Source organism: Cytobacillus praedii (assembly GCF_001439605.1).
Lineage (GTDB): Bacteria > Bacillota > Bacilli > Bacillales > Cytobacillaceae > Cytobacillus > Cytobacillus praedii.
The window spans coordinates 1-1,477 of sequence record NZ_LMBX01000058.1 but is presented as its reverse complement, the minus strand read 5'-3'; the positions used below and the strand labels follow the sequence as shown (position 1 = coordinate 1,477).

Below are 1,477 nucleotides of genomic sequence, written 5' to 3'. Positions count from 1 at the left end.
GGTGGTTACCCCCAAAAATTAGAGTTTTATTATGCAGCTGATTGGCTGGATTGAGTTCGGTATTCGACTGGACTCAATCCGGCCAATTTTGCTTTTGAACGTTCATTGTTATACCAGTAGATATATTCTGCTATTCTTCTTTTTAATTCTTCATAGCTTACTAGTTTTTCCCCATAATACATTTCTTGTTTTAAAATGCCAAAGAAATTCTCCATCGAAGCGTTGTCTGCGCAGGTTGCTTTACGCGACATACTTTGGAATATTTTATTTGCTTTTAATGTCTTCACCCATTGGTTGTGTTGGTAATGCCAGCCTTGATCTGAATGAATAGTAGTACGATAGGTTGCATGATTTTCTATTATCACTATAGTTTCTTTTAAAGGATCCATGACAAGATCTAATGTTGGACGTTTCCTAATTCCAAACGCTATAACTTCTCCGTTATAAAGATCTAGAATTGGATTTAGATATAACTTCTCTTCCCCAAGACATTTGAATTCTGTAATGTCAGTTACTAATTTCTGAAGAGGAATAGGTGTGCTAAAACGGCGGGATATTCGGTTTTTCGCAACCTTCCCAATCTTTCCTTTATAGGAATTGTATTTACGGGATTTCCGCATAAATTTTACACATTTCAATCCTAGTTCTCGCATAAGTCGATACACTCTCTTATGATTAACACAATGTCCTAATTTCTTTAATTCCTTCGTGATGCGTTTATAACCATAGCGTTCATGAAATTTCTTAAATAGGTCAGTAATGAGTTCTTTTAGTTCTCTGTCCGGATCTTCTTTTATAAAGTTTTTGATATGATAGTGATAGGTTGCTTCAGGAATACCCACCACTAGGAAAATATCCTTTAATCGGAATCCTTCTTCTTTGAGTTCGAATGCCAATTTTGCTTGGGCTTTTCGAGGAAGACATTCGGATTTTCTCGAAAAGCTCTCAGCTTTTTTAGGTATGCATTTTCTAACCTTAGTAGTTCGTTCTCACGTTCCAATTCCTCTTCACGTGTTAATTTTCTTTCTTCCTTTTTCTTTTGTTTATTGGGTTTCTTAGACATAGAAGACCGCCCCTTTGGTTTTAGAATTAGGCCTTCTACTCCTTGTTCATGAAATTCTTTCATCCAGCGAATAATCAAGGAAGGGTTGTTCAAATTAAAATGAACAGCAGTTTCTAAATAAGAAGCACCTGTGTTTAACATAAATTGTATCGTATCCATTTTAAATTGGACAGAATATTCCTTTTTGGTTTTCCTACGTTTTAACCCATCCATCCCTTGAGACTTATATATATTCACCCATTCACGTATAGAGGTCTGGCTGCCCATATTATATTTTTTTGCCAATGATCCATACCCAATGTTGCCCTCTAAATACTCGGTGACAAGTCTTATTTTGAATTCTTCACTATATTTTGCCATAAAAAACACCCCCGAAAGTTAGATTTATTACTCTAACTTTCGGGGGTCGGTACT

The 1,477-nt window shown here is 35.7% G+C and carries 2 protein-coding genes; both read right to left on the bottom strand.

All coding sequences use genetic code 11. The annotated features are described in order from the left end of the window. Positions 1-29: 29 nt before the first annotated feature. Complete coding sequence (locus ASU02_RS25395; RefSeq protein ID WP_131235691.1) at positions 30-962, bottom strand: IS3 family transposase; 933 nt, start codon at positions 960-962, stop codon at positions 30-32. Then, entirely contained in the window at positions 860-1,423 is a 564-nt protein-coding gene (locus ASU02_RS25390) for a helix-turn-helix domain-containing protein (RefSeq protein ID WP_057768464.1), read from the bottom strand. The genes ASU02_RS25395 and ASU02_RS25390 overlap by 103 nt, the downstream gene beginning before the upstream one ends. Positions 1,424-1,477 lie beyond the last annotated feature (54 nt).

Bases quoted from the DNA above. Each gene is read 5' to 3' on its own strand.
- ASU02_RS25390 (WP_057768464.1), bottom strand. From the start codon at position 1,423: ATGGCAAAATATAGTGAAGAATTCAAAATAAGACTTGTCACCGAGTAT.